At 55.7% G+C, this 22,330-nt stretch carries 15 protein-coding genes; 8 read left to right on the forward strand and 7 right to left on the reverse strand.

Going from position 1 to position 22,330, the window contains the following annotated elements; genetic code table 11:
* The first annotated feature begins 59 nt into the window (after positions 1 to 59).
* A complete protein-coding gene (locus SH467x_RS07355) occupies positions 60 to 929 on the forward strand; it encodes a hypothetical protein (protein ID WP_482370628.1) in 870 nt (289 codons plus the stop codon).
* Here the strand turns inward: SH467x_RS07355 and SH467x_RS07360 are convergent.
* From SH467x_RS07360 to rimO, 3 genes are read right to left on the reverse strand one after another with little or no spacing between them, the layout of a single operon-like run.
* Positions 918 to 1,988 (reverse strand): CPBP family intramembrane glutamic endopeptidase, encoded by a 1,071-nt coding sequence (locus SH467x_RS07360; protein ID WP_482370629.1) that lies wholly within the window; start codon positions 1,986 to 1,988, stop codon positions 918 to 920. The genes SH467x_RS07355 and SH467x_RS07360 overlap by 12 nt on opposite strands.
* Entirely contained in the window at positions 1,985 to 2,557 is a 573-nt protein-coding gene (gene pgsA, locus SH467x_RS07365) for a CDP-diacylglycerol--glycerol-3-phosphate 3-phosphatidyltransferase (protein ID WP_482370630.1), read from the reverse strand. Before pgsA ends, SH467x_RS07360 begins: the two co-directional genes overlap by 4 nt.
* Positions 2,554 to 3,978, reverse strand: coding sequence for a 30S ribosomal protein S12 methylthiotransferase RimO (rimO, locus tag SH467x_RS07370; protein WP_482370631.1), 1,425 nt, complete (start codon positions 3,976 to 3,978; stop codon positions 2,554 to 2,556). Before rimO ends, pgsA begins: the two co-directional genes overlap by 4 nt.
* Positions 3,979 to 4,451: 473 nt before the next feature.
* Here rimO and SH467x_RS07375 point away from each other — a divergent pair, with 473 nt between their 5' ends.
* From SH467x_RS07375 to SH467x_RS07395, 5 genes are all read left to right on the forward strand, one after another.
* Positions 4,452 to 6,275, forward strand: a complete 1,824-nt coding sequence (locus SH467x_RS07375) for a hypothetical protein (protein WP_482370632.1) — start codon at positions 4,452 to 4,454, stop codon at positions 6,273 to 6,275.
* 153 nt (positions 6,276 to 6,428) lie between these two features.
* Complete coding sequence (locus SH467x_RS07380; RefSeq protein ID WP_482370633.1) at positions 6,429 to 7,397, forward strand: menaquinone biosynthetic enzyme MqnA/MqnD family protein; 969 nt, start codon at positions 6,429 to 6,431, stop codon at positions 7,395 to 7,397.
* The gene (gene mqnC / locus SH467x_RS07385) at positions 7,394 to 8,548 is read left to right on the forward strand and encodes a cyclic dehypoxanthinyl futalosine synthase (protein WP_482370634.1); all 1,155 of its coding nucleotides are present in this window, start codon (positions 7,394 to 7,396) and stop codon (positions 8,546 to 8,548) included. The genes SH467x_RS07380 and mqnC overlap by 4 nt, the downstream gene beginning before the upstream one ends.
* A gap of 69 nt (positions 8,549 to 8,617) precedes the next feature.
* The gene (locus tag SH467x_RS07390) at positions 8,618 to 10,363 is read left to right on the forward strand and encodes a solute symporter family protein (RefSeq protein ID WP_482370635.1); all 1,746 of its coding nucleotides are present in this window, start codon (positions 8,618 to 8,620) and stop codon (positions 10,361 to 10,363) included.
* 248 nt (positions 10,364 to 10,611) lie between these two features.
* Positions 10,612 to 12,570, forward strand: coding sequence for a TolC family protein (locus tag SH467x_RS07395; RefSeq protein ID WP_482370636.1), 1,959 nt, complete (start codon positions 10,612 to 10,614; stop codon positions 12,568 to 12,570).
* Between the two features lie 14 nt (positions 12,571 to 12,584).
* On the opposite strand, the gene SH467x_RS07400 is transcribed toward SH467x_RS07395, so the two are convergent.
* The 4 genes from SH467x_RS07400 to SH467x_RS07415 all read right to left on the reverse strand — a co-directional run bounded on the left by SH467x_RS07400 (position 12,585) and on the right by SH467x_RS07415 (position 18,138).
* Positions 12,585 to 13,778, reverse strand: a complete 1,194-nt coding sequence (locus tag SH467x_RS07400) for a 3-keto-disaccharide hydrolase (protein ID WP_482370637.1) — start codon at positions 13,776 to 13,778, stop codon at positions 12,585 to 12,587.
* A 357-nt stretch (positions 13,779 to 14,135) separates the two neighbouring features.
* Positions 14,136 to 15,224: a tRNA dihydrouridine synthase gene (locus tag SH467x_RS07405; protein WP_482370638.1), complete on the reverse strand. Its 1,089-nt coding sequence runs from the start codon at positions 15,222 to 15,224 to the stop codon at positions 14,136 to 14,138.
* 8 nt (positions 15,225 to 15,232) lie between these two features.
* Positions 15,233 to 16,543, reverse strand: coding sequence for a DUF58 domain-containing protein (locus SH467x_RS07410; protein ID WP_482370639.1), 1,311 nt, complete (start codon positions 16,541 to 16,543; stop codon positions 15,233 to 15,235).
* Between the two features lie 8 nt (positions 16,544 to 16,551).
* Positions 16,552 to 18,138, reverse strand: a complete 1,587-nt coding sequence (locus tag SH467x_RS07415; RefSeq protein WP_482370640.1) for a Ppx/GppA phosphatase family protein — start codon at positions 18,136 to 18,138, stop codon at positions 16,552 to 16,554.
* A 114-nt stretch (positions 18,139 to 18,252) separates the two neighbouring features.
* Between SH467x_RS07415 and SH467x_RS07420 the strand changes: the two genes are divergently transcribed.
* Both SH467x_RS07420 and SH467x_RS07425 read left to right on the forward strand, forming a co-directional pair.
* Positions 18,253 to 20,922 carry a PSD1 and planctomycete cytochrome C domain-containing protein gene (locus SH467x_RS07420; protein ID WP_482370641.1) on the forward strand — a complete coding sequence of 890 codons (2,670 nt, stop codon included), beginning with the start codon at positions 18,253 to 18,255 and terminating at the stop codon, positions 20,920 to 20,922.
* Positions 20,923 to 20,940: 18 nt separating this feature from the next.
* Positions 20,941 to 22,329: a DUF1501 domain-containing protein gene (locus tag SH467x_RS07425; RefSeq protein WP_482370642.1), complete on the forward strand. Its 1,389-nt coding sequence runs from the start codon at positions 20,941 to 20,943 to the stop codon at positions 22,327 to 22,329.
* The last annotated feature ends 1 nt before the right edge of the window (position 22,330 follow it).

Here is a 22,330-nt window from a genome sequence, read left to right on the forward strand (position 1 = left end):
CTGCTTGAATGATTCTGGATGTTCTAAGGAATTTTCCACTCTCTCGATGCCGTACCGCTATGCACTCCAGTTGGCTTGTCGAAATCGCCAGTGTTTGGGCCTACCACGCTTCCGCTCGCGTCGAGGAAGACCTTCCCTTTCCATCCGAAGCCGTCCACACATTCTGGGTCCAAAACCGAACCCGCTTCAGCAGCTGGAATGCCCTGCTAACAGCCCAACAGCGTCGTATGGACTCTCTCAGCATGGGAAGCCGTGTCCAGGCTTGGCAAAGGCTCAAGTCGATCATGGAGGAGATTCTGTTGGCGGAGCCTCTTTCTCGCGTCTCCGTCGCGATTGCCGCTAGGCTCGAATCGCGCCGCATCGACGATGACACGCGAGCGATCCTCCACAACGTCTATACAACCCATCAAGAGGTGCGACACCGCTGCCTCAAAATCATCTCGCAAGGGATTCTTTCCGGGAATCCGGAGGCGGACGAACTCAACTCGTTACGCCATTATTTGGAACACTGGACCGATCTGCTTCTCGGCTACTTCGCGAATCACTCCGAAGCGACGCAATACTCCCATAACCCCACTCGCGTCGCGGAGTTCTCTGAAGAATACAGCGACCGTATGCTGGGAGAGCAATCGAAATTGGTCTGGTCGCTATTGATCGCCAGCTGCCGCGCCTGGCTGAACAAGCATGTCGCTCACCGCCCTGTCTCTCCGAGGATCAACCAACTCATCTCCGAGGCAGCGCTTGGCATGATCCATCCCAATCTGTTCGATTCGATGGGTTTGATGCGATCCCACCTAGTTCATCGCATTGAAAAGGGGCTGGACCAAGCCGGGGAAACGATCCAACGATTGGAAGACGGCTCCTGGGAAAAAATGTCCAGCGTGGTGGTTTCCCCCAGCAAACCGACCAATCGGCGACTACCCGCTTGAAGCAGGATCCCAACCGAGCCGAAGCCATAAATTCAAAAGATTGAGTCCGTTGAATACCATATGGATCGTGATGCAAGTCACGAGGCTTTGCCTCCATTGGTAAATTCGTCCCAACGCAATCCCAAAGAAAACAAGTGGCACCCAACTCATCCCATAGCTCAAATGGGCTAGGCCGAACAAGCCACCGCTTACAATCGATGGCCACCAAGGGGGTGTGAACGGTGCACTGGTTTGATCATCGTCTTGCTCACCAGCGCGAGAGAAAGGAATCCATCCACTCCAAATCGAGCGAGGCCTGTCGCCATAGTGGATCGATTCCATCCACCCGATCAACATGGTCCGAAAAAAGAACTCTTCGGTGATGGGCGCTACAATGACCGCCATCCATGCCACCAGGCCGAATAGCCACGGATAGGACTGCATCGTATCGATCACAGGATGCTTGTACTCCACACCACTCCACATATTGACGGCATACGAAAGGCCGAATAGGAGAGGAAGCAGGAGAAAAAGTAGCCAAATGCCATACAGAATGTCCACTCCTACCGAACCGGTCCTCCAGCCCAGGGAAGCGACGGAACAGGACGTTCGAGTCAGAATCAGAACGATCACGATGGCCATGGCAACCAACTGAAGACTGGTCCCGATCCCACCTGCAAGGATGCGATCCGGCGTGATCTTCCCCCATGGCCGATCGGAGAAGGTCCCCGCCATTGATTCCGCATCAGCCGAGGTTGGATCGACGACCGATTCCGTCGCCGGGTCATCGGTCGATGGCTCGGCGACCGCCTGCGCAACAGCCTCTCTCTCGCCGACGAGATTCCGTCGAAAAGCTTCAACGGAGATCTGAAAGAAGAAGACCAGTGCTACGACGAGGATGCAATCGACAAGCCCGATGGTCGCCAGTGGACCTTTGGCCTGCCGAAATCTCTTGCGAAGCGAAGGGACGTTCGACAGTAGCGTCCAAGCCGCCACGATTCCTGCAAGCATCGCAAAGAGAACAAAACCCTGCACCGACGCATAGAAGGCTTGTTCAGGCGTCAAGTTTTCGACATTCATCCTCGGGGCTTTCGCACGACGAGCATCACATATTCCACGCCCGAGATGACCGTCAGACCCATGGCCAAATAGACAACGGCTTGCGTGGCAATCCGATAGATTTGACTTACATCACCTTGGTGAAATTGAAAAAGAACCATGGCTACTGCAGCGCACTGCAAAACCATCTTCCATTTCCCAAGCTGCTTGGCGGAAAAATCTCCACCTTGCCCTTCCACCATGGCTCTCAAACTAGTGACCAGCAGTTCGCGTCCGACGACCAGGGTGGCCATCCAAGGTCGCAGGGGACTGCCTGGTATAGCAGCGATCGCAATCATCGCGCCGCAGATGATGATCTTGTCAACAAAAGGATCGAGAATCCTACCAAGTTTGGTCACTTGATTAAAGCGACGAGCCCACCAGCCATCGATCCAATCGGTGCTCGCTGCAATCAGGAAGCAAATCATGGCGGCCAAGTAACTGCCCGCTTCGATGAGATAGAAAACGCCAAACGACAAAAGCAATCGCAAGCTGGAAAGTGCGTTGGGAACGTTCCAATTCGAGGAATGGTTCAAATCCCGATCGCTCACGGCGCATCCCCTACCGCGGCGCCGATCAAATCGTAATCCTTGTAGGAGACGATCTCACACTCGATGAGATCCCCAATTCGAATGGGCCGAGAACTATCTCCGGTCACGAATACGGTCGAGTCGACATCCGGTGCATCGGCATACGATCGCCCTAACCAAACGTTCTGAGCAGCGTCGACCGCTTTGTCGATCAGGATCGGCAAGCGTTTGCCTATTTGCTTTTCGCACCAAGCAAATGCGTTTTGCTGTTGAATCGCCATCAAACGATTGCGACGTTCCTTTTTCACTCGCTCCGGCAAGTGGTCTTGCAGTTTGGCCGCAGGTGTATCGGGTTCGATAGAATAGGCGAAAACGCCAAGCCTTTCGAATTGCATTTCGGCGACAAAGTCCTCAAGGTCTTCAAACTGCTCTTCGGTCTCGCCCGGGAAGCCCGCGATCATGGTTGTTCGCAAGACCAAATTGGGGATGTTGCGCCGCAGATTGGTAATCAACGAATGGGTTTGTTCTTGTGTCACGCGCCTCGACATCCGCTTGAGCATCTGGTCATTGATATGCTGTAGGGGGATGTCGATATAGGGGAGGATTCGCTTCGCGGATGCGATGGTCTCCATAAGATGGTCGTCGATGTACATCGGATAGAAATACATCAATCGAATCCAATCGATCCCGTCGACTTGGTCAAGCTGCTGGAGCAATTCAGCCAAGCGAGCTTCGCCGAACATATCCATACCGTAGTAGGTCGTGTCCTGGGCGACGAGGATCAACTCTCTTACACCTTGATCGGACAACCGCCGCGCCTCTTCCAGGATCTTGTCCATCGGCTTGCTAGCGTGCTTGCCCCGCATTTTGGGAATAGCGCAGAAGGTGCAAAGGCGATCGCAACCTTCCGAGATCTTCAAATACGCGAAGTGCGGCGGCGTGACCTGCAGACGAAAGTCGTCCGAGAGAGCTCGAATGGGAGCAGGGCGGAAAATGCTTCGCTGCTCATCGAGGCCATCCATAAATCGATTCACAATGGTGGTGATATCGTCTCGCCCAAACACTCCCACCATGCCATCGATTTCGGGGCGGGCCTCCAACAACTTCTCCTGCTGTCGTTCGGCCAAGCAACCGGTGACGATGACCCCTCGGATTTTGCCTTGTCGTTTGAGCTCCAGCATTTGATCGATGGCATCGAAAGATTCCTTTCTCGCGTTATCGATAAACCCGCAAGTATTGATGACGACAAAGTCGCTGTTCTCAGGGTCGGAGACAAGTCGGTACCCGTCCTTTTGGAGGAGCCCCAGCATCTGCTCGCTGTCGACCAAATTCTTGGGGCAACCCAGGCTGATAAACGAGTAGGAACCTCGGCCGGCATCGGAGGACGGTTGGGAAGCACTAGGTGCTGGTTGGTCCACGTTGACGATAGGTAGAGCACGCATGCGATCGAGGAATTCCAGTGCGGAAGCTGAAGAGACGGTCCGTTAGCGTTGGATCCGGGAGGCGGTTTGAATCGCCCCCGCCCAAATCAAATGTTCTAATCCCTCCGATGATAACAGGCCCCCCATAACGTGCCAGTAGATAATTCCTTCGTAAAGGCGCGTACGGGTGGGATTCTTCCGTTCGAACCGACGGCGAAGAGTTTTCCGATTGCGTGGACACGGATTTTTCTCCGGACACCCCTGCTCCTGCAGTTCTATTTGTGCGGATTGTGAGTTGCCGCACCGGAATTTTGACGCAAGTTCTGCCCCCTGGATTGCTTGACGCGCACGCCGGATTCCGATGTTCGACAACGTGAGTTAGCACACCTATGGATAAGGTGAGCTTTGTCATGGCCTATTGAAATCGATCGGGCCGAGTCGTGGGGAATGGATGCCACGTCTAAGGAAAGACGTATTAAGCAAGGAGCTTTGCGGTGAAAAAAATTTGGTTTCATGGGCTGGCACTGTCCCTGGGGATATCGACGCTGCCCTCGATGGTTCAAGCCCAGTATGGGGGGCAATCTCAATACGGGGGGCCAAATGGCGGCCTCAGCCCTAGTTCGTTTCAGCTACCCCCTCTCCCTGGGCCCACTCTCCCTGGGCAAGGCGCTCCGGTACAGGCCCCTCGTGCACCGATGGGATCTCCGGTAGCGAACCAGCCTCAAAATGCGATGGTTTCCTACGCTCAACAGGGAGGCCCCATCGGGAGTGGTGCGCGCGATCCTTACTCGCACGTTCCCCTTCCTCCGGCTCCTCCGGTGACGGCTCCCGGGCAGCTGCCCATGCCGAATGCTTCCCCCGAGCCCTATACGCTCGGGCAACCGCTCCCTTACGAGCTTTCGCCAGCTCCTCAGCACCCACCAGCTCCTCAGTTCCAGGGCGAAGTGGTACAGCCTAGCGCCGTACCAGCCTATTCCGAAGAGGCTTATTCCTCGGAGATGGGTCTGAGCAGCCCCGCAAACGGGTGTCCGACCTGTGCGACGGGCAATTGCTCTGTTCATGGAGCCAACTCCGCGTTGCTCAGCCCTGCCTACGGTTTAGGTGGCTCGTCCGACGCGTATTGCGAGCCATCGCCGACGTGCGGACCATCGGTTGTCTCGCCGAACCCTTGGATTTTCGGAGCCGGGGCTCTGATCTTCACGCGCGTCGACGACACCCCTGTCCGATTGACGAGCGATAGCAATATGCCAACGTACCCCTTGCTCACCACAGCCGATGCTCGCATGCGAACATCCGGTGGCGTGCAAGGGTCGGTGGGAAGATATTTCGGATGCGGCCGATTTGCTTTGGTGGGAACCTACTGGGGGATTTACGACGACGAGCAGTCGACGGTTATCACCCCTCCTCCCGGCGGCAATCTCCGGTCGGATCTTCCTTTCACCCTCCGACGTCCAGGCGATACGGCAACCCCGGGCGATCCCTACGGCATCACAATGCCGGCTCAAAACGTGTACGACTGGTACGACATGGCGGCAGCCCACCGCATCCGTCGCGACTCGGAGTTTCATAACGTCGAACTCAACCTCTTCTCGTTCGCTCTTGGCGGCGGGGCTCGTCAAGCCTACGCGGACTGCGGCACTGGCGGCCATTGCGGCTTGCTCCGGCGACACGGATTAGGAGGGGATGATTGCGATACTTCTTGTGCACCGTCAACCGGTCCGACTGGCCCATGTGCACCTTGGTATGGAGCGCAGTGCAGCCGGCTCAGGCTCAGCATGTTCGGCGGCGTTCGCTGGTTCCGATTCGGCGACGATCTGGAGTATGCCACCAGCGAAAACGACACCATGTTTGGAGGCGCTGATGACTTTTATTACCGCAATAACGTCACCAATGATTTGGTCGGTTTCCAGCTTGGTACCCTCGCAACATGGTGCACGGGCAAGCGAGTGAACTTTTACGGTAGCACCGCGTTCGGGGTCTACAACAATCACATCCGCGCCTCGACCTTCGCAGGCACCGACACGCAAGCTGCCACCGTGATGTCTGCGTCTTCGCAGTTCGACGGCCGCGATTATGCCTACGACAACTCGACCAACGAACTTGCTTTCCTCGGCGAGGGAACCCTCGGAACGGGAATCTGTATCTGCCGTGGCTGGACCGCGAACGTCGGCTATCGCGTTGTCGCGGTGTCGGGTGTCGCAACTGCGGTTGGGCAAATTCCACGCGATTTCTCCAACGGTCTGGAGATCAACAAGATCAGCAACGATCGAAGCTTGATCCTCCACGGTGCCGTGCTCGGATTGAATTACAACTTCTAGTTGGTGCCCAGGACCCATCGTCCATCCTCGAAACAAGCCAGCCGGTAGCGGTCCCGCTCCGGCTGGCTTCATTTCGTTTCCGGTTGCGAACGGCCGTTATGAATGGCCCCGATTCTTCGGTTCCCTCGTATTCACTTGAAGGAACCCTGCGCTATGAGACCAAAACTACCTTGCCATCCTGCAAACCTCGGGTTGGGGATTCGGCCTCTAGCCGGTACGATGGATTGGACTGCATTTCCACTCCCCTTCCCTCAGGCCTCACCGTTGCATTCGCTTTCCCCTGTACCCTCCTTTCCGAAAGAACTGGCAGGTGTCGGGAAGCTGCGGATCGGAGCGGTTTCTTACCTGAACTCCAAACCGCTTATCGAAGAGCTGGGGCTCTCACTGGGAACGCACGGTCGACTTTCGACCGATTTGCCGAGCCGTTTGGCGGACCAGTTGCACCGAGGCGAAATCGATATCGGTTTGATCCCGGTTTTCGAGTATTTTCAAAACCCAGCTTTCCAACTTGTTTCGACGTCCGGAATTGTGTGTCGCGGGCCGGTCTGGTCGGTCCGTCTCTTCTTTCGCTGCGACCCGTCCAAGGTCCGGAGACTTGCGCTCGACGAAGGGTCCCGAACAAGCGCCGCCCTTTCCAAGGTTCTCCTCCATGGAGAGCTCGGACGAATCCCGGAGACGCAACTCTTGCCGATCGATGCGGACCCAGAGTCGGTCGATGCGGATGCCGTGCTGCTCATCGGTGACCGCGCCATGCACCCGGAGCGATATACCGAGTCGTTCGTCACCAATTGGGACCTTGGACAAGTCTGGTGGGAGAGAACCGGCCTGCCGTTCGTTTTCGCTGCTTGGGTAGCTCGTCCGATCGCCTTCGACATGGTGTGTATCGGGGAATGGCTCGACAAGATACGAGAATTTGGGCGAGAGCGGATCGCAGAGATCTGCACGCGTCTTTCGCATTCTTACGAGCTAACGCCCGATCAATGCCTGGATTATTTGACCCACTACATCCACTTCGAAGTCGATCAGGAAGCCCGAGCGGGACTTGATGAATTCCGCCGCAAATGTCACGATCTCGGATTGGTTCACACCGAAAACACCTTGCCATCAACGGGGAAGCCATGATCGCTACCACGCATTCCGTCGACGCCATCTTGCATCGAGTCCTCGATGGCAACCGACTCTCGAACGAGGACGCGCTGTGTCTCTTGGAGAGCAATGAGTTGGCCAAGATCGGAAACGCCGCCAACCAAATTTGCGAACGAAAGCATCCCAAAAGCTATCGTACGTATAACATCGACCGGAACATCAACTACACCAATATCTGCACCGCCGTCTGCGATTTTTGTGCGTTTTACCGTTCCCCGAAGAGCGAAGAAGGATACGTTCTTCCTCGCGCAGAACTGCTTGAAAAAGTGCGCGAGACAGTGGAACTCGGTGGAAACCAGATCTTGATGCAGGGAGGGCTTCATCCCAAGTTCACGCTGGATTGGTACGAAGAACTGCTGCGGGACATCCGCTCAAATTTTCCTGAAGTCAATATTCATGGATTCAGCCCTCCGGAACTTCACCATTTCTCGAAAGTGAACAAGCTCCCGATTCGCACTGTCTTGGAAAGACTGAAAGAAGCGGGTTTGGGAAGCATCCCCGGTGGCGGGGCTGAGATTTTGGTCGATCGCGTTCGAAGCGAAATCACCCGTGGCAAAGTCATGTCCGATGATTGGCTGAACGTCATGCGAGTTTGGCACGAATTGGGTGGCATCAGCACTGTGACCATGATGTTTGGTCATGTGGAGACACTAGCAGAACGGATCGAACACTTGGACCGAGTGCGTCAATTGCAAGACGAAACAAATGGCTTCACCGCATTCATCTGCTGGACATTCCAGCCCGATCACACGCAATTGGCCCACATCCCACCTACGGGATCCTTTGAGTATCTCAAAACGCAGGCCGTCTCGCGGTTGTATCTCGATAACATCCCCAACATTCAAAGCAGCTGGGTCACGCAAGGCCTGAAGATTGGGCAACTCGCCTTGGCCTATGGTGCGAACGACATGGGTTCACTCATGATCGAAGAAAATGTAGTCGCCGAGGCTGGGACAGTGCACTACCTCACGCTCGATCAAATCCGGTCCGCGATCGAGGAGTATGGATTCGAAGCGAGACAGCGAGACGTTCACTATCAGTTGGTATCAAAGGATCTGGAAGATAGGGCTATCGAGGCGAATCGGTCGAACGACCGAAAGAAACAAGCGTTGCCAATCGCCCAGTGAGAGATCGATTTGAGTTAAACTACTCGTCCGCGTACGAAGTGTCCCTGCTCAAACCCTGATCCTCTCCGAATGCTCTACGAAGCCAATACCCTCGCCATCATCGTCTTTGTTGCCTTGGTCGGTGCAACACTTGGATTTAGTTTTTGGCTGGGGGCACGCGCTAAAAGCAGCTCCGCCTACTTTGCCGCTGGGGGCCAAATCCATTGGTTCGTCAACGGCATCGCATTCGCCGGCGATTACCTTTCGGCCGCATCCTTTTTAGGGATTTGCGGCATGATCGCTTTCTACGGATTCGATGGGTTCCTCTATTCCATCGGGTATCTGGCGGGCTGGATTGTCGCTTTGCTTGTCATCGCAGAACCCCTCAAACGCCTTGGAAAATTCACCTTCGCGGACGCCCTCGACAGCCGCTTTCAATCGCGAGGCATTCAAGCGGCCGCGGGGGTCAGCACGTTGATTGTGAGCCTTTTCTACCTCATCCCGCAGATGGTTGGCGCCGGTACGTTGATCAAACCGTTGCTTGGGCTTGAGTACTGGCACGGGGTCGTCATGGTGGGGACTGTGGTCATGATCATCGTGGTGACGGCCGGCATGGTGAGCACGACGTATGTTCAATTCTTGAAGGGTGGATTGCTGGTTCTCTTTTCCCTTCTGCTCACGGTGTTGATTCTGGCACGCGGCCTACAGATCACCCCTGCGGAAAAACTAAACCAAACACAGACCATCGTTGTGGATGCCCAAGACAAAAAGACGATCGATGGCGTCCCCCTTGGTCTCGGGGCCGACGAAGCGAACGTCAAACCCGTGGGGCACCTCAAGAGCCTGCCCGGCGGATTGACCGAAACGGGCCCCGTCGGACCGATTCGCTACCTAAGTTTGCTTGCTCAGTCCGAGATCGAAATCACAACCCGAAAAGTGGAGAAGACCGCGGACGGACGAATCGAAACGATGACACCCAAATCCTATACGGGATCCGAATTGCTCACCCCCGGCAATCTCCCATCCTTTGCAGGGATCCGGGGCGATAACTGGTTCCCCAAGCTCGACTTCATTTCGCTGATGCTCGCCCTTTTTGGTGGCACCGCTTCGCTGCCGCACATTCTCATCCGGTACTACACAGTCAAAGATCAAGCGGCGGCGAGAAAAAGCACGATTGTGGGGATCACGTCGATCGGATTCTTTTATATCCTCACCCTCTATATCGGGCTCGGAGCCATGGTCAGCGGAACACTGGATCCGACTGATTCCAACATGGCCGCCCCATTGCTAGCGAAGAGTTTCAGTAATTTGCTCTTTGCTGCGGTATCCGCGATCGCGTTCACGACCGTTCTGGGAACCGTGAGCGGGCTCATCGTTGCGGCAGGCGGGAGCGTCGCGCACGACATCGTCAGCGGATTCTTTGGGATCAAGCTCTCGGAGCACCGTGCCATTCGAGTCGCGAAGATTTCATCGATCGCGATCGGGATTCTAGCCATCCGTTTCGGATTGGCATTCGAAGGGATGAATGTCACCTATCTCGTTGGATGGGCCTTTGCCATCGCCGCCTCCGCCAACCTCCCCGCCTTGCTCATGCTCCTCTTTTGGAAAGGGACTACGAAGCAAGGATTGATTGCTGGCATTCTGTGCGGAGTTCTCGTTTCTCTCGCCTGGGTACTGGTTTCACCCGACATGTTCAAAAACATGTACGGGCTGGGGCCGGAAAAAGCTTGGGTGCCCCTCAGCCAGCCAGGGATTTTTACGATCCCGATGAGTTTCCTGGTTATCTATGTTGTATCCCTCGCGACTCGTCCTAAGGTTTCCGCCTCGGTGCGTTAGGAATCCGATTTGGGAAACTGTAACGCTTCGAACGGTTCTCGCACCTAGGGAGACTGTTTTTGTATTGCGAGTTCTGCACCCGGTAGTTTGTGAATATTCGTTCCTATCGGTTTGCGTCGCTGATCAGTTGTACCGCTTGGACCGATAGTTCCCTATGCACGGATTTGTTCTGCAAATCCATTCATGCTTGCTATCGCAGTTGCGGTGGTTAAAGCGATAGGGACCAAGAAGAGGACGCGGGAGCGAAAATGTTAGTTCGCGAGCAATTGAGAAGATGGATCGTTGCAGGCTGTGTAGGGGTAAGTTGCCTGGCTGGCTGCAAACCTACCGAGCGATTTCGCGCCTGGAAGGACAACTCCAACGTCTCGTACTTTCAAGACTACGTGACGCGCATTGAGTATCCCGACGTCGCAGCACCGCTCGATCCGCAACTAGTCGATGCACCGTTGCCTCTCGCGATCGAGAATCCGAGCGATCTCCCGACCTACGACCTAACCTTGCAAGACGCGATTCAGCAAGCGCTCCAATCCAGCGAGGTGCTCCGCAATTTGGGCGGTTCGGTCGTGGACGCCCCGCAAGCGCAGTCGACTCAACTCGATCCCGCGTTGAGCGACGTGAATCCATTCGGGGGCGTTGAAGCAGCCCTCGCTGCGTTCGACGCACAGGTCAGCTCGCAGCTGTTTTGGCAAAAGAACGATCGTCCCAACAACAACACGTTTATCCAGTTCGTTCCTTCGGCATTCCGCCAGACTTCGGGAACCTATGTGAACGAGTTGTCCAAGAGAACGGCGACCGGTGCATCGTACGCATTGCGAACCAATGTGCTTTATGACCGGAACAACAACCCCACTCGATTCTTCCCGAGCGACTTCACGGGATTCATCGAAGCGGAATGGCGGCAGCCGTTGATGCGTGGCGCTGGAACAACCTATAACCGCATCGCGGGCCCGAACGCACAGATCGGCCAGTACAACGGTGTTCTCATCGCACGGATCAATACCGACATCTCGATCGCCGATTTCGAGACGGGCGTTGTGAGACTGATCAACGATGTCGAAGGAGCCTACTGGGAACTCTACTTCGCTTACCGATCGCTCGATGCCATCGCGGATGGACGAGAAAGCTCCTTGAAGACCTGGCAACGCGTCAACGAGCTTCGTCGAGTCGGTCGAAAGGGAGGGGAGCCGGACGCCGAAGGGCAAGCTCGCTCGAACTTCTACATCTTTACTTCCCAGCTAAACGACGGTCTCTCCGGTCCCAACGGTTTGTACGCGGCGGAGCAACGGCTTCGATACATTATGGGATTGCCACCATCAGACGGCCGGCTGATCAAACCATCCGACGAACCTCTTCAGGCTGAAGTGGCGTTCGACTGGCAATCGGCCATGTCAGACGCTTTGACCCAACGGGTAGAAGTTCGCCGGCAAGAATGGACCGTGAAGCGTCGGGAACTGGAATTGATTGCGGCCCGGCTTAATCGCAGGCCGCGCCTCGATGCCCTCACCCAATACCGTTGGCGAGGTTTGGGAGACCAGCTGATCGACGAACGGGATGCCAATAACGAGTTCAACAGCTTCACGCAAAGCATCCTCGAAGGGAACTATCAAGAATGGCAAGCGGGACTGGAGTGGCAATACAACATCGGCCTGCGGCAAGCGTCTGCGGCGGTTCGACACGCGCAACTCAATCTGGCTCGCGACATGGCCCTGCTCCGAGAACAACAACTTCGTATCTCGCATGATTTGAGCAACGCCTCTCGACAAATATCTCGTAGCTACCTGCAAATGCAGACCAATTACAATCGAATCGAGGCAGACAATCAGGCTGTCGAAGCGTTGAGACAGCGGTATGAAGGTGGGCTTACCGACATCGTGTTCCTCTTGCAAGCACAACAGCGATTAGCAACCAGCACGAGCGACTTTTATCGATCTCTCGTCGACTACAACTTGGCACTTCGCGATTTCCACCGTGAGAAAGGTTCCTTGCTGTCCTACAACCAAGTGAATTTGTCGGAAGACGCGCTGGACGGTTCTGCGGTCCGAGCCGCATACGAGCGAGGACGTTACTTCACGCCACGCGACAATCCGGAAGAAGTCGTCGTAGGAGGCCGAGTCAGCAACGGAGCGTTTGATCCAAGCACCGTTGGAACTCCGTCTCTGTCAACGCCCGTTGTCGAAGCCGTGCCGACCCCAATGGGCGAAGAGTAATCAGAGCCTTTAGGTCAATCGGAATCGCCCAGCCGCAATGTCTCGAAGCGCACTTGACTGGCAGGATCATGCCCCTGCAACATCAAACTGCCAGCTTCGGTTCGCAAACCACGGCGTGGATTGGGATCCGCCTTCCGCGTGTCTTCCCAATCCACAACCTGAACGCCATGCACCCACGTCGCAATGCGAGGCCCTTCCGCAACGATCGTGACGAATGCTTTCTTCCCCTCGTCAGACAATACCGCGCGGGCTGCTTGCCTTCGGAAAATCGCACCTGTGCCCGAATCGACCGGGTCTGTTCGATCCGCTTTGAATCCGTGGTGCAACTGGCACTCGTAGCCATTCATGTCTTCCCCAGGAATGCATCGAAAGAACACGCCTGAATTCACATTCGATGTAAGGGTCGTGGCGGCAAACTGCACAAAGCCGTTCCCTAATTGCCTCTTTGTCTCCACATGGCCCCGTCCTCCAACAATCGTGAGAGATCCATCGCTACCCCAGCTTGTCTCGACTTTTATGGCAGGGTGAAACGCCTCTTGGTTACCGGGCAAAATCGTTTCGCCAATAGGCCTTAGTTTGATGTTCCGGAACGCCACTTTCCCCTCGCGGAACTGCAATCCGATGAGTCCCTTCTTTAAATTCGTAGCGTCTGTATAGGACAAACACTCTTGTCCATCCAACCACACCTTTGACTTATTCCCCTCTAACAACACTTGGAAGCGATGCCACACACCATGCTTCGGTGCAGCAACTTGCTCGAAAACTTTTTGTCGATAGACGAATGAGCCGGTGGGAAAGGGATTGGTAACGGGTGCGATATTGAGTTCCAAGCAATCCTTGCCTGGATCGGTCGGCTTGGGTGGTGTGCGAAGGAACACGCCGCTATTGGTTTTCTCTTCGGCCCAAAACTCAACTTGCAATTCGTAATCGCGAAACGGGACCGTCGTACAGAGCAAACCGTTTTCTCCTTGGTCGGCTACCAAGGTCCCATCTTCGACCCGCCAATTCGCTTTTCCTGCGTCGACCCAACCCATCATCGAGTGACCATCGAACAAGCGGATCCACCCCTTTTCCAGCTCCTCGGTGGGTAGTCTCGCGGCGAGCAATGCTTCGACGGGCACCTTGTCCTGCCCGAAGGAAATGGGCGCCAGGGCAAAGGTAGCGGCCAAACCCAAGAGAGCCCACCTTGAAAAGGTCCAATGTCGCATGGTCATGTATCGATCTCAATCCAAAGTTCAAAAGGAATCGCCGGCTCCGGCGACGGAGCGTCATCGCCTAGCGGCCATCGGAGGGAAATGCGGTTGCGCGATTGGAGTCGATTGGAAATGTCGAGCTCGATCGTCGCGGGGCCGCACCGGTCTAGAATACTCTCTTCGTTGAGTTCGAGGGAACAGGGCGGTTGGTGTGAACGGAGGAAAAGTCGAACAGAACCTGCCTCGAGCAATCCAGGCGTCCCCTGGAAGGACCGGTTCGCAACAAGGTGCTCCACTGTCGACACCCATTGCCAACCCGGAGAGGGCGCGAGCTTGATGCGGTGGGGATGCGGTTTGTTAGCAAGCATCCGGCTACTCGCACTCACTCTCCAACTCGGCATACTGCGGGTAGATCCCAGGCAGATCCTCCGAGTACCATTTCTCCAGAACGCTCTTCCATTCGCTTAGATTCTTGACCCGTGCGAATTCAGTTCGCACGGCGAGGTTCTCTGGATGCAATTGAGAGTATTTGATCCCGAATTTGCGCATCGGAACTCCGGCCCGATCTTCTCCGTAAAGCTCTTCCGCGAGGCGGAAGTGTTCGAGAATCACCTCCCTCTGCTCGAACAAACTGGGCGGGGGAGGGATCGGTTGTCCCGCAAACAACGCTCGTGCCTGCTGGAAAATCCACGGATTGCCGATGCATCCGCGGGCGACGGTCACTCCGTCCACATCGGTCTCTTGCATCATGCGCAGGCAATCGCGCGCGCTAAACAAATCGCCGCTCCCGAGGATAATGCGATTGCCGACATGCCGTTTGACTTCTCGAAGAAACTCCCAACGGCTCGGTCCGATATATCGTTGTTCCACCGTCCGTCCATGCACCGTGATCGCGGCAATCCCATATGCGAATGCACCGTCCAGAATCTCGTAAAACCGATCTCGACTCTCTGCGGTGTCGTCGATCCCGCGCCGCATCTTGATGGTGACTGGGATCGATGCAGGAACGATGTCGCGCGTTCGCTTGACGATCTCCAGCGCGACCTCAGGCTGACTCAAATGGAATCCCCCTCGGCAACGCCCTAACACCTTGCGAACCGGGCATCCAAAGTTGATATCGATCAATGCGAAACCGGCTTCTACAAGCTTTTGAGCACCCAGCGAAAACTGCTCCGGCTCGGCTCCCATCAACTGTCCAGCCACCGGATGTTCCTCCGGGGTGTTGTAGAGAAAATGCTGAGTCCTCTTTCGATCCTTCAGCCCCACCAAAAATTGGTCGAGCATGACCTCGCAAAGAGAATACGAAGCACCCATGCGGCGCGCGATGACGCGCATCGCCCAATCGCTGTAGCCGCTCAACGCCGCTTGCACGACCGGAAAGCCGATGGAGACATTGCCGATTTGGAGGGGACGGATCCCTTCGATAAGCGGTGTTTCGGGATTAGATGCTAAAGAACTCATGCTTCGGATCATCGCATGAGGAGTAGATTTGTGCAAACGGATGGAATGGATTCTTCGCTCGGCAAAAGATAGAGGGGTAGCCTCTGTGCGACAAGCATCGCCGCAGCATCCTCGACCGAGTCGAGCGGATGGCGATTGAGGATGACCGAGACGCTGAACCCCCGTTTCCGTAACAACCCGAGCGATAGGGCCATCGATTCATCGACCCCTTGCAAGACAAAGACCATTGCCAGATGCCGCGCCATGCGGCTTTCGGTCTCGGCGATCAAATCTTCCAGTCGTAGACCGTCGGTTCGTTCCAGCCTAGCGAGCGTGCGATGCAGTTCGAGAAACAATTCCGGGCCTGTCCCCGCCGGATGAACGATCGGCCGAAGTCGATCGAGCTTGCGCTCCGAACTGGCTGCGGACTGGATTGCAGCTCGGTCGGTAAAGCTTCCGCTCGCGTCTTGAAAGGAATAGCGTTGAGCAGCATCTCGGCCATTGGTAATCAGGCCAAAGGGCTGGTTCATGCGGTAAAGCGCGTGGGCGATCGAAGCCGCCATCGTCACCGCGAGATCGGTCCGAACAGGTTCATGCCGGTCCGGATTCGAGTCGCGATGCATATCGAGAACGAGCATCGCTCCTTGCATCGACGTGGGTTGGAATACTCGAGAATGAAGGGTCCCCGTTCTCGCGGTCGCTTTCCAATGCACCCGATTCAGTGGATCTCCTGCTCGATACGCTCGAATGCCGACCATCTGCGTTGGGTCTTCGAGAATCCGGTCATGCACACGCATCTCTCCCATGGGACGACGGGTGGCAATTTCCAGTCCTTCCAAGGGGACGAGTTTCGGGAGGACCAACAGGTAGTCGCTTTCGGCGAGGATGCGATGCTTTCGATGCAAACCTAGCAGATCGCCGGTTTCGACCAAGGTCGGGCCGATCCGATAAAAGCCTCGTCTCAACGTAAGAAGATCATACGTGTGAATGCGCTGCTGCTTGCCTCCCAAGCGAAGGAGCTTGGTCGTCGTTCCCCCCAATTGCAGTCCGCTGGTCGGTGGAGACATCGCTCTCTTGGGCAAGAGATCCTCGATGAGCATCCATGGTATCAGCCAACCGCTTCGATTGGTGAGCTTCAAGCCCACTCGTACTCGATCGCCGATTTCCGTCTCGTGTGTCGAAAGCGTTCGCTCTACCTGGACGCTTTCGGCCCACTTCTCGGAAAACGTTTTCGCCAAATAGAATGCCGTTAGCATGGCGCTGGTCACCAACGCAAACCAGCTTGAACCTGTCGCGATTCCGATGAGCAACAAAACGGCGATCAGCGGCAGAAGTACCATGAAAAGACTTAACCTGGATCGCTTCGTAGAAAGACGCTCATTCCGAACACCTCCTCGAACAACTCGCCCGAATGCCGAACGGTGAGTTGCTCCAATGAAACGTCTTCGATCCCATGCGTCGTGATGATCAGCCGATCGCCATCCCGTTTGCAACGAATGTTATTGATGCGTTGAGATCGCGACTCATCCAGGGCGATAGCCAATCGCAATATGGCAGCTAGCTTCGCAACGGCGACGCGATCGCTGCGGTCCAACGTGGCGTAACCCTCGTGATCGGGTTGAGGCGAAGAACGCCGATGGTATCGAACGATCAAGGCGACTAGGAGCAAATCCTTTACGGACAATCCGAACAATTCGCTGTTCCGAATGATGTACATCGCATGCTTGTGATGACTCCTCGCATTGATAAACATCCCGATTTCATGCAACAACGCAGCCAAATAGAGGATCAATTCCATCCGCTGATCGAGCTGGTGCTCTTCGGCAAGATCCGCGAATAGTTTCCGAGAAAGGGTCGCGACATGCCTCGCATGAGTCTCATCAAACGACATCTTGCGACCAAGATTGATCGCAGACCGAATGATTTGATTCCGGAATTCTGCCGTCCAAGCATCTCGGACCGCAAGATCGCTCAGGAGACCATCCCGCAAATTGGTTTCGGCAACGTGAATCTCCGGCACCTCAAACTCTCTGGCCAAGTGAATATAGCTAACCAACGAAGGCCACAAGGTCTCTGCATCGGCATAGCTCAAATCAAAACGAGCGACCAAATCCTCTTCGCGAAGCGTCCCAACCATCCGAGCGAATTCAGTCAGGTCCGTCAGCGACACGCTCCGCAACTCTTGCCCGAGTGACGAGCAGTTCAAATTGTTTGCAGCCAATCGCATGTCCCCACCCAACGCAACCATCTGGATTTGTCGGTCGGAGTCGACATGTTCATAGATTTGATGAACAAACCGATGCACCTGCGATTCGATAATGGTTCGCTGCTTGGCGATGGAAGTATTGAGTCGGTCGACTTGCTCGAGCAGGCGAAGCGAACCCAATCGATAGGTATTGGAAAAGAGGACGTTGCCTCCGCGGACGACCAAGATCTCGGTGCTCCCGCTTCCCACCTCCACCACGACCGTTTTGACCGATGCCAGCTGCGCGGTGCTCTGGAGCAAGGGCTGGACACCCATGTAGGTAATTCGGTTGACTTCGGCCTCGTCGAGCGATTCGACTTCAAAACCGGTGGCGATGTACATGCGGTCGATGAAGGCCAATCGGTTCGTCGCCTCCCGAACGGCGCTAGTCGCAACGACTCGCATCTGGTCCGGTCGGGTGATGCCATACTCCCGCATCAATCGGCGGCAGCTCCGGAGGACAACCGCGCACTCTTCGATGCTTTTGCGACTGATCTTTTGCGTCGAGAAAGTATCATGCCCGAGCGACACAACTTGGCTGATCTCTTCCAAGATCCGAACATTGGCCATCGAATCGATTTCCGCAATGGCCATCCGAACGCTGGTCGCACCGATATCGACGACCGCCACCGGCCTTGCTGCCTGTGGGGAGACACTGACGGTGCTGCGAGGCGTGGATTCGGTCGACATGGGATCTCCGGCAAAGACGAGTGGCAAGCGATACCCTGATAATACCCCACCGGCCGTTTCCAGCCATCGCTAACCCCTCGAAAATGAGGCTGAGCTTGGCGTTGCGAGAGCATCTTGGCTACAATAGAGATTGAGCTGTCCGCTCCTCCCCCCTCCCCATCTCTTGCCGTCTTCCGCGGTCTTGCCATGCTTTCACCATCACGACGACTGCTGTTGCTTGCAGGGGCAATGTTCTCTTTTGGCGTTTATCCCACGCTTTTGATCGCCCAGCCAGCTGCGCCGTCTGGCACTGCTACCCCGTCTGGCACTGCTACCCCGTCTGGCACTGCTACCCCGTCTGGCACTGCAGCCCCGGCTGCCGCAGCTACCCCGGCTGCTGCCGTGGACCCAGAAGTGGATTCGAGAGCCACGGAGCGAATGGCCCAGTTCGAACGCGAAGTCCGCCCCGTGCTGGCCGGCCAATGCATCCAATGCCACGGGGAGTCCAAGCAGGAGGGAGGCCTTCGGCTCGACAGTTTGGATGGCTTCCTAAAAGGTGGAGACAGCGGCCCGGCGATCGTCCCTGGCAAACCCGAGGAAAGCATCTTGGTCGATGCCATTCACTACCGCGGGTCGGAAATGCCGCCAACCGGCAAGCTCGCTAGCAAACAAATCTTGCACATCGAGCGATGGATCGCCAATGGTGCCCATTGGCCCGAGAACTCGAAATTGATCCGCAAGAGCGAAGGGGCGATTACCGAAGGAGATCGTCAGTGGTGGGCCTTCCAGCCCCTTCGCCAACCCGACCTGCCAATCGATCCCGACGACGCTTGGTCAAAATCGCCTGTCGATCGCTTCGTTTGGCAAAAATTGCGAGAGAACAAATTAAGCCCAGCCCCGATGGCCGACCGAGCCGTTCTGCTGCGGCGACTCTACTTCGATTTGATCGGGCTTCCGCCGACCCCAGCCGAAGTGGACGCGTTTTTGGCCGATGGCTCCGAGACGGCGATCGAGCAAGTCGTCGATCGACTGCTAGAAGATCCACGCTACGGGGAGCATTGGGCTCGCTTCTGGCTCGATTTGGTTCGCTACTCCGAATCCGATGGCTGGAATCTCGACGCGTATCGCCCTGCCATTTGGAGGTATCGCGACTATGTCGTCAACGCATTCAACCAAGATCTGCCTTATCCCCAGTTCGTTCTCGATCAGTTGGCAGGGGACGAGTCCCCGACGGATCATCCGGATGGCCTCATCGCCGCAGGTTTCCTTCGATTGGGCGTCTACGAATACAACCAACGGGATGCGCGCGGGCAATGGAACGACATCATGAACGAGATGACCGATGTCGTCGGGGATGTGTTCTTGGGTATGAGCGTTTCCTGCGCCCGATGCCATCAACACAAATTCGATCCCATCCCACAAAAAGACTATTTCAAGCTTCGCGCCATTCTGGAGCCAATCTGCTGGCGCGATGATCTCGTCGCAGCCACCGAACAGCAAAAGAACGAGTACCAGGAAAAGCTCGCGCGTTGGGAACAAGAAACTGCACCGATCCAATCCCAATTGCGAGCGTTGCTAGAGCCCTATGAGAAAAAGAAGTGGCTTTCGACCGTCGACAAGTTTCCGCTCGACATCCAAGCTTGCTTTCATATGCCACGGACAGAAAGGACTTCGTGGCAAGAACAGATGGCTTACTTGGTCTCGCGCCAATATCTGGAAGAGGCTGGCGGCCCCTACAAGGGCATGAAAAAGGAAGATGTCGAAAAGAGGGATGCTCTGATGAAGGAGTTGGCCGCTTTTGATCATCTGAAACCAGAGCCCTTGCCCGAAGCCATGACCGTCTCCGACTTCGACGGGTTGGTTGCACCAACTGTCATTCCTGAAGACTCCAAACGGGAACCGGTCGCTCCAGGATTCCTTGAGGTCCTATCGGAGGGACATGGGCTCCCAGCTCCTACCGCTGTGTCCGATGTTCGGAAGGGATCAACGGGTCGGCGAACGGCTTTCGCGAAATGGGTCGCGGATCCCAAGAACCCACTGACCAATCGCGTCATCGTCAATCGGATCTGGCAGCAACACTTCGGACAAGGAATCGTGGGTACCCCTAGCGACTTCGGACGATTGGGGGACGAACCGACCCACCCCGAATTGCTGGATTGGCTGACCACCCAGACCATCGAGAACGGTTGGTCGTTCAAATGGCTGCACAAGCAGATTCTTCTTTCGGCTACTTGGCAGCAATCGGCGCGGCATCCCGATGCGTCAGCCCAGCAAACCATCGATCCGAACGAGCGACTCCTGTGGCGAGCGAGGGTGCGACGGTTGCAAGCGGAACAGATTCGGGATGCGATGCTCGTAGCAACCGGTGAACTATCCAGCGAAACCGGTGGCCCCAGCGTCACGGAAGATAAACCTCGTCGATCTCTTTACCTGAAGAGCTTCCGCAACCAGAACGATACCTTCCTGCACGGTTTCGATGTCGCCAACGGTTTGCAAAGCGTTTCGGTCCGGGATAATACCACCACGCCGACGCAGTCGCTGTTGTTGCTCAATGGCAAATACGCACGCGACCGAGCCGAACGACTAGCAAAACGGGTTCGAGAGGAATCTTCCGACCCCGAGAACGCCATCCATCTCGCGTTTCGCTGGAGCTGGGGCGTCGATCCCTCCGATGCAGATCGGGAGCGAGCAAGGCAATATTTGCAGATCACCACGGGGGAAGAGGGACCTCAATTCGACCCGGACAAATTCTCAGATCTCTGCCATATCTTATTCAATTCGAATCAGTTTCTTTACCTCGAGTAACCGCAGCCAAAGGCTCCCATGGATACTTTCCAAGTCAATCGCCGACAATGGCTTCAAAATGCTGGGATGGGGTTCGGAGGTATCGCGCTCCACTGGATGCTTTCGAACGAGAAAGCGATTGCCGAAATCCACCACCCTCCAAAGGCCAAGCGAGTGATCTGGTTGTTCATGGAGGGTGGACCTAGCCATTTGGATCTGCTCGATCCGAAACCCTTGCTCAACGATCTGGGAGGGAAGCCACTACCGAGCAGCTTCCGCGAACCCATCACCGCGATGGGAGAAAAGGGTGCACCCCTCCTCGCATCCCCTCGCCAGTGGAAACAATACGGAGAGAGCGGGCTCTACGCATCCGACTGGATCCCCCACATCGGTGAATGCCTCGATGACATCGCTGTGATCCGGTCCTGTTGGACCAACGGTATCAATCATGCCGGAGGTGTTTGCCAAATGAACACCTGCTTGAACTTCGCTGGGCGCCCTTCGCTTGGTTCATGGGTCAACTTTGGGCTCGGAACGGAAAACGAGAACTTGCCCGCCTTCGTCGTTCTGTGCGATAACGCCGGTCGACCTGTCAACGGTCCTCGCAATTGGGGAAGTGGCTTCATGCCGGCTTCCTACCAAGGCGTTCGCATTCAAGGTGGAGACGCCGAACCGATTCCCAATTTGCGAACACCTGAAGATCAAAATGGCAGCCGTCTGGAATCCAAACTCCAACTGCTGAAACAATTCAACGAGTCGTATGCCTCGCTGCATCCACAGCAATCGGAATTGGAAGCCCGGATCCGCAGCTACGAACTGGCGTTTCGCATGCAAGCAGAAGCTCCCGAAGCGCTGGACCTCTCTCAAGAAACCGAGGAGACTCAACAGCTCTACGGTTTGGACCAAAAGGAAACGCAATCCTTTGGACGCAACTGCTTGCTAGCCCGACGATTGGTCGAGCGAGGAGTCCGCTTTGTCCAGCTCTACAGCGGCACCGGAAGCAAATGGGATTCGCACTCGGATATCGAGAAGAACCATTCGAACCTTTGTCGGTCAATGGATAAACCAGTAGCCGGACTGCTCAAAGATCTCAAGCAGCGAGGACTCCTGGACGACACGCTCGTGATTTGGGGGGGCGAATTTGGCCGGACCCCTATGAGCGAAAAGGGAAATGGTCGCGATCACAACCCAACCGGATTCACGATTTGGATGGCAGGGGGCGGCGTGAAGGGAGGGCAAACGATTGGAGCAACCGATGAACTCGGACTCTATGCGATCGAGGACAAAATGCACGTTCACGATATCCACGCGTCCATCCTTTGGTTGCTCGGATTGGACAACATGAAACTGACGTACGACCACAAGGGTCGAATCGAACGTCCCACGATCAACGAAGGTCGATTCCAAAAGAAACTCATCACCGGTTGAG

This window comes from Brakhagea slesvicensis, from assembly GCF_052161625.1.
In the GTDB taxonomy this organism is placed as follows: domain Bacteria; phylum Planctomycetota; class Planctomycetia; order Pirellulales; family Pirellulaceae; genus JBKCUI01.

Bases quoted from the DNA above. Each gene is read 5' to 3' on its own strand.
- SH467x_RS07355 (WP_482370628.1), top strand. From the start codon at position 60: ATGCACTCCAGTTGGCTTGTCGAAATCGCCAGTGTTTGGGCCTACCAC.
- SH467x_RS07360 (WP_482370629.1), bottom strand. From the start codon at position 1,988: ATGAATGTCGAAAACTTGACGCCTGAACAAGCCTTCTATGCGTCGGTG.
- rimO (WP_482370631.1), bottom strand. From the start codon at position 3,978: ATGCGTGCTCTACCTATCGTCAACGTGGACCAACCAGCACCTAGTGCT.
- SH467x_RS07380 (WP_482370633.1), top strand. From the start codon at position 6,429: ATGAGACCAAAACTACCTTGCCATCCTGCAAACCTCGGGTTGGGGATT.
- mqnC (WP_482370634.1), top strand. From the start codon at position 7,394: ATGATCGCTACCACGCATTCCGTCGACGCCATCTTGCATCGAGTCCTC.
- SH467x_RS07390 (WP_482370635.1), top strand. From the start codon at position 8,618: ATGCTCTACGAAGCCAATACCCTCGCCATCATCGTCTTTGTTGCCTTG.
- SH467x_RS07395 (WP_482370636.1), top strand. From the start codon at position 10,612: ATGTTAGTTCGCGAGCAATTGAGAAGATGGATCGTTGCAGGCTGTGTA.
- SH467x_RS07400 (WP_482370637.1), bottom strand. From the start codon at position 13,778: ATGCGACATTGGACCTTTTCAAGGTGGGCTCTCTTGGGTTTGGCCGCT.
- SH467x_RS07405 (WP_482370638.1), bottom strand. From the start codon at position 15,224: ATGAGTTCTTTAGCATCTAATCCCGAAACACCGCTTATCGAAGGGATC.
- SH467x_RS07410 (WP_482370639.1), bottom strand. From the start codon at position 16,543: ATGGTACTTCTGCCGCTGATCGCCGTTTTGTTGCTCATCGGAATCGCG.
- SH467x_RS07415 (WP_482370640.1), bottom strand. From the start codon at position 18,138: ATGTCGACCGAATCCACGCCTCGCAGCACCGTCAGTGTCTCCCCACAG.
- SH467x_RS07425 (WP_482370642.1), top strand. From the start codon at position 20,941: ATGGATACTTTCCAAGTCAATCGCCGACAATGGCTTCAAAATGCTGGG.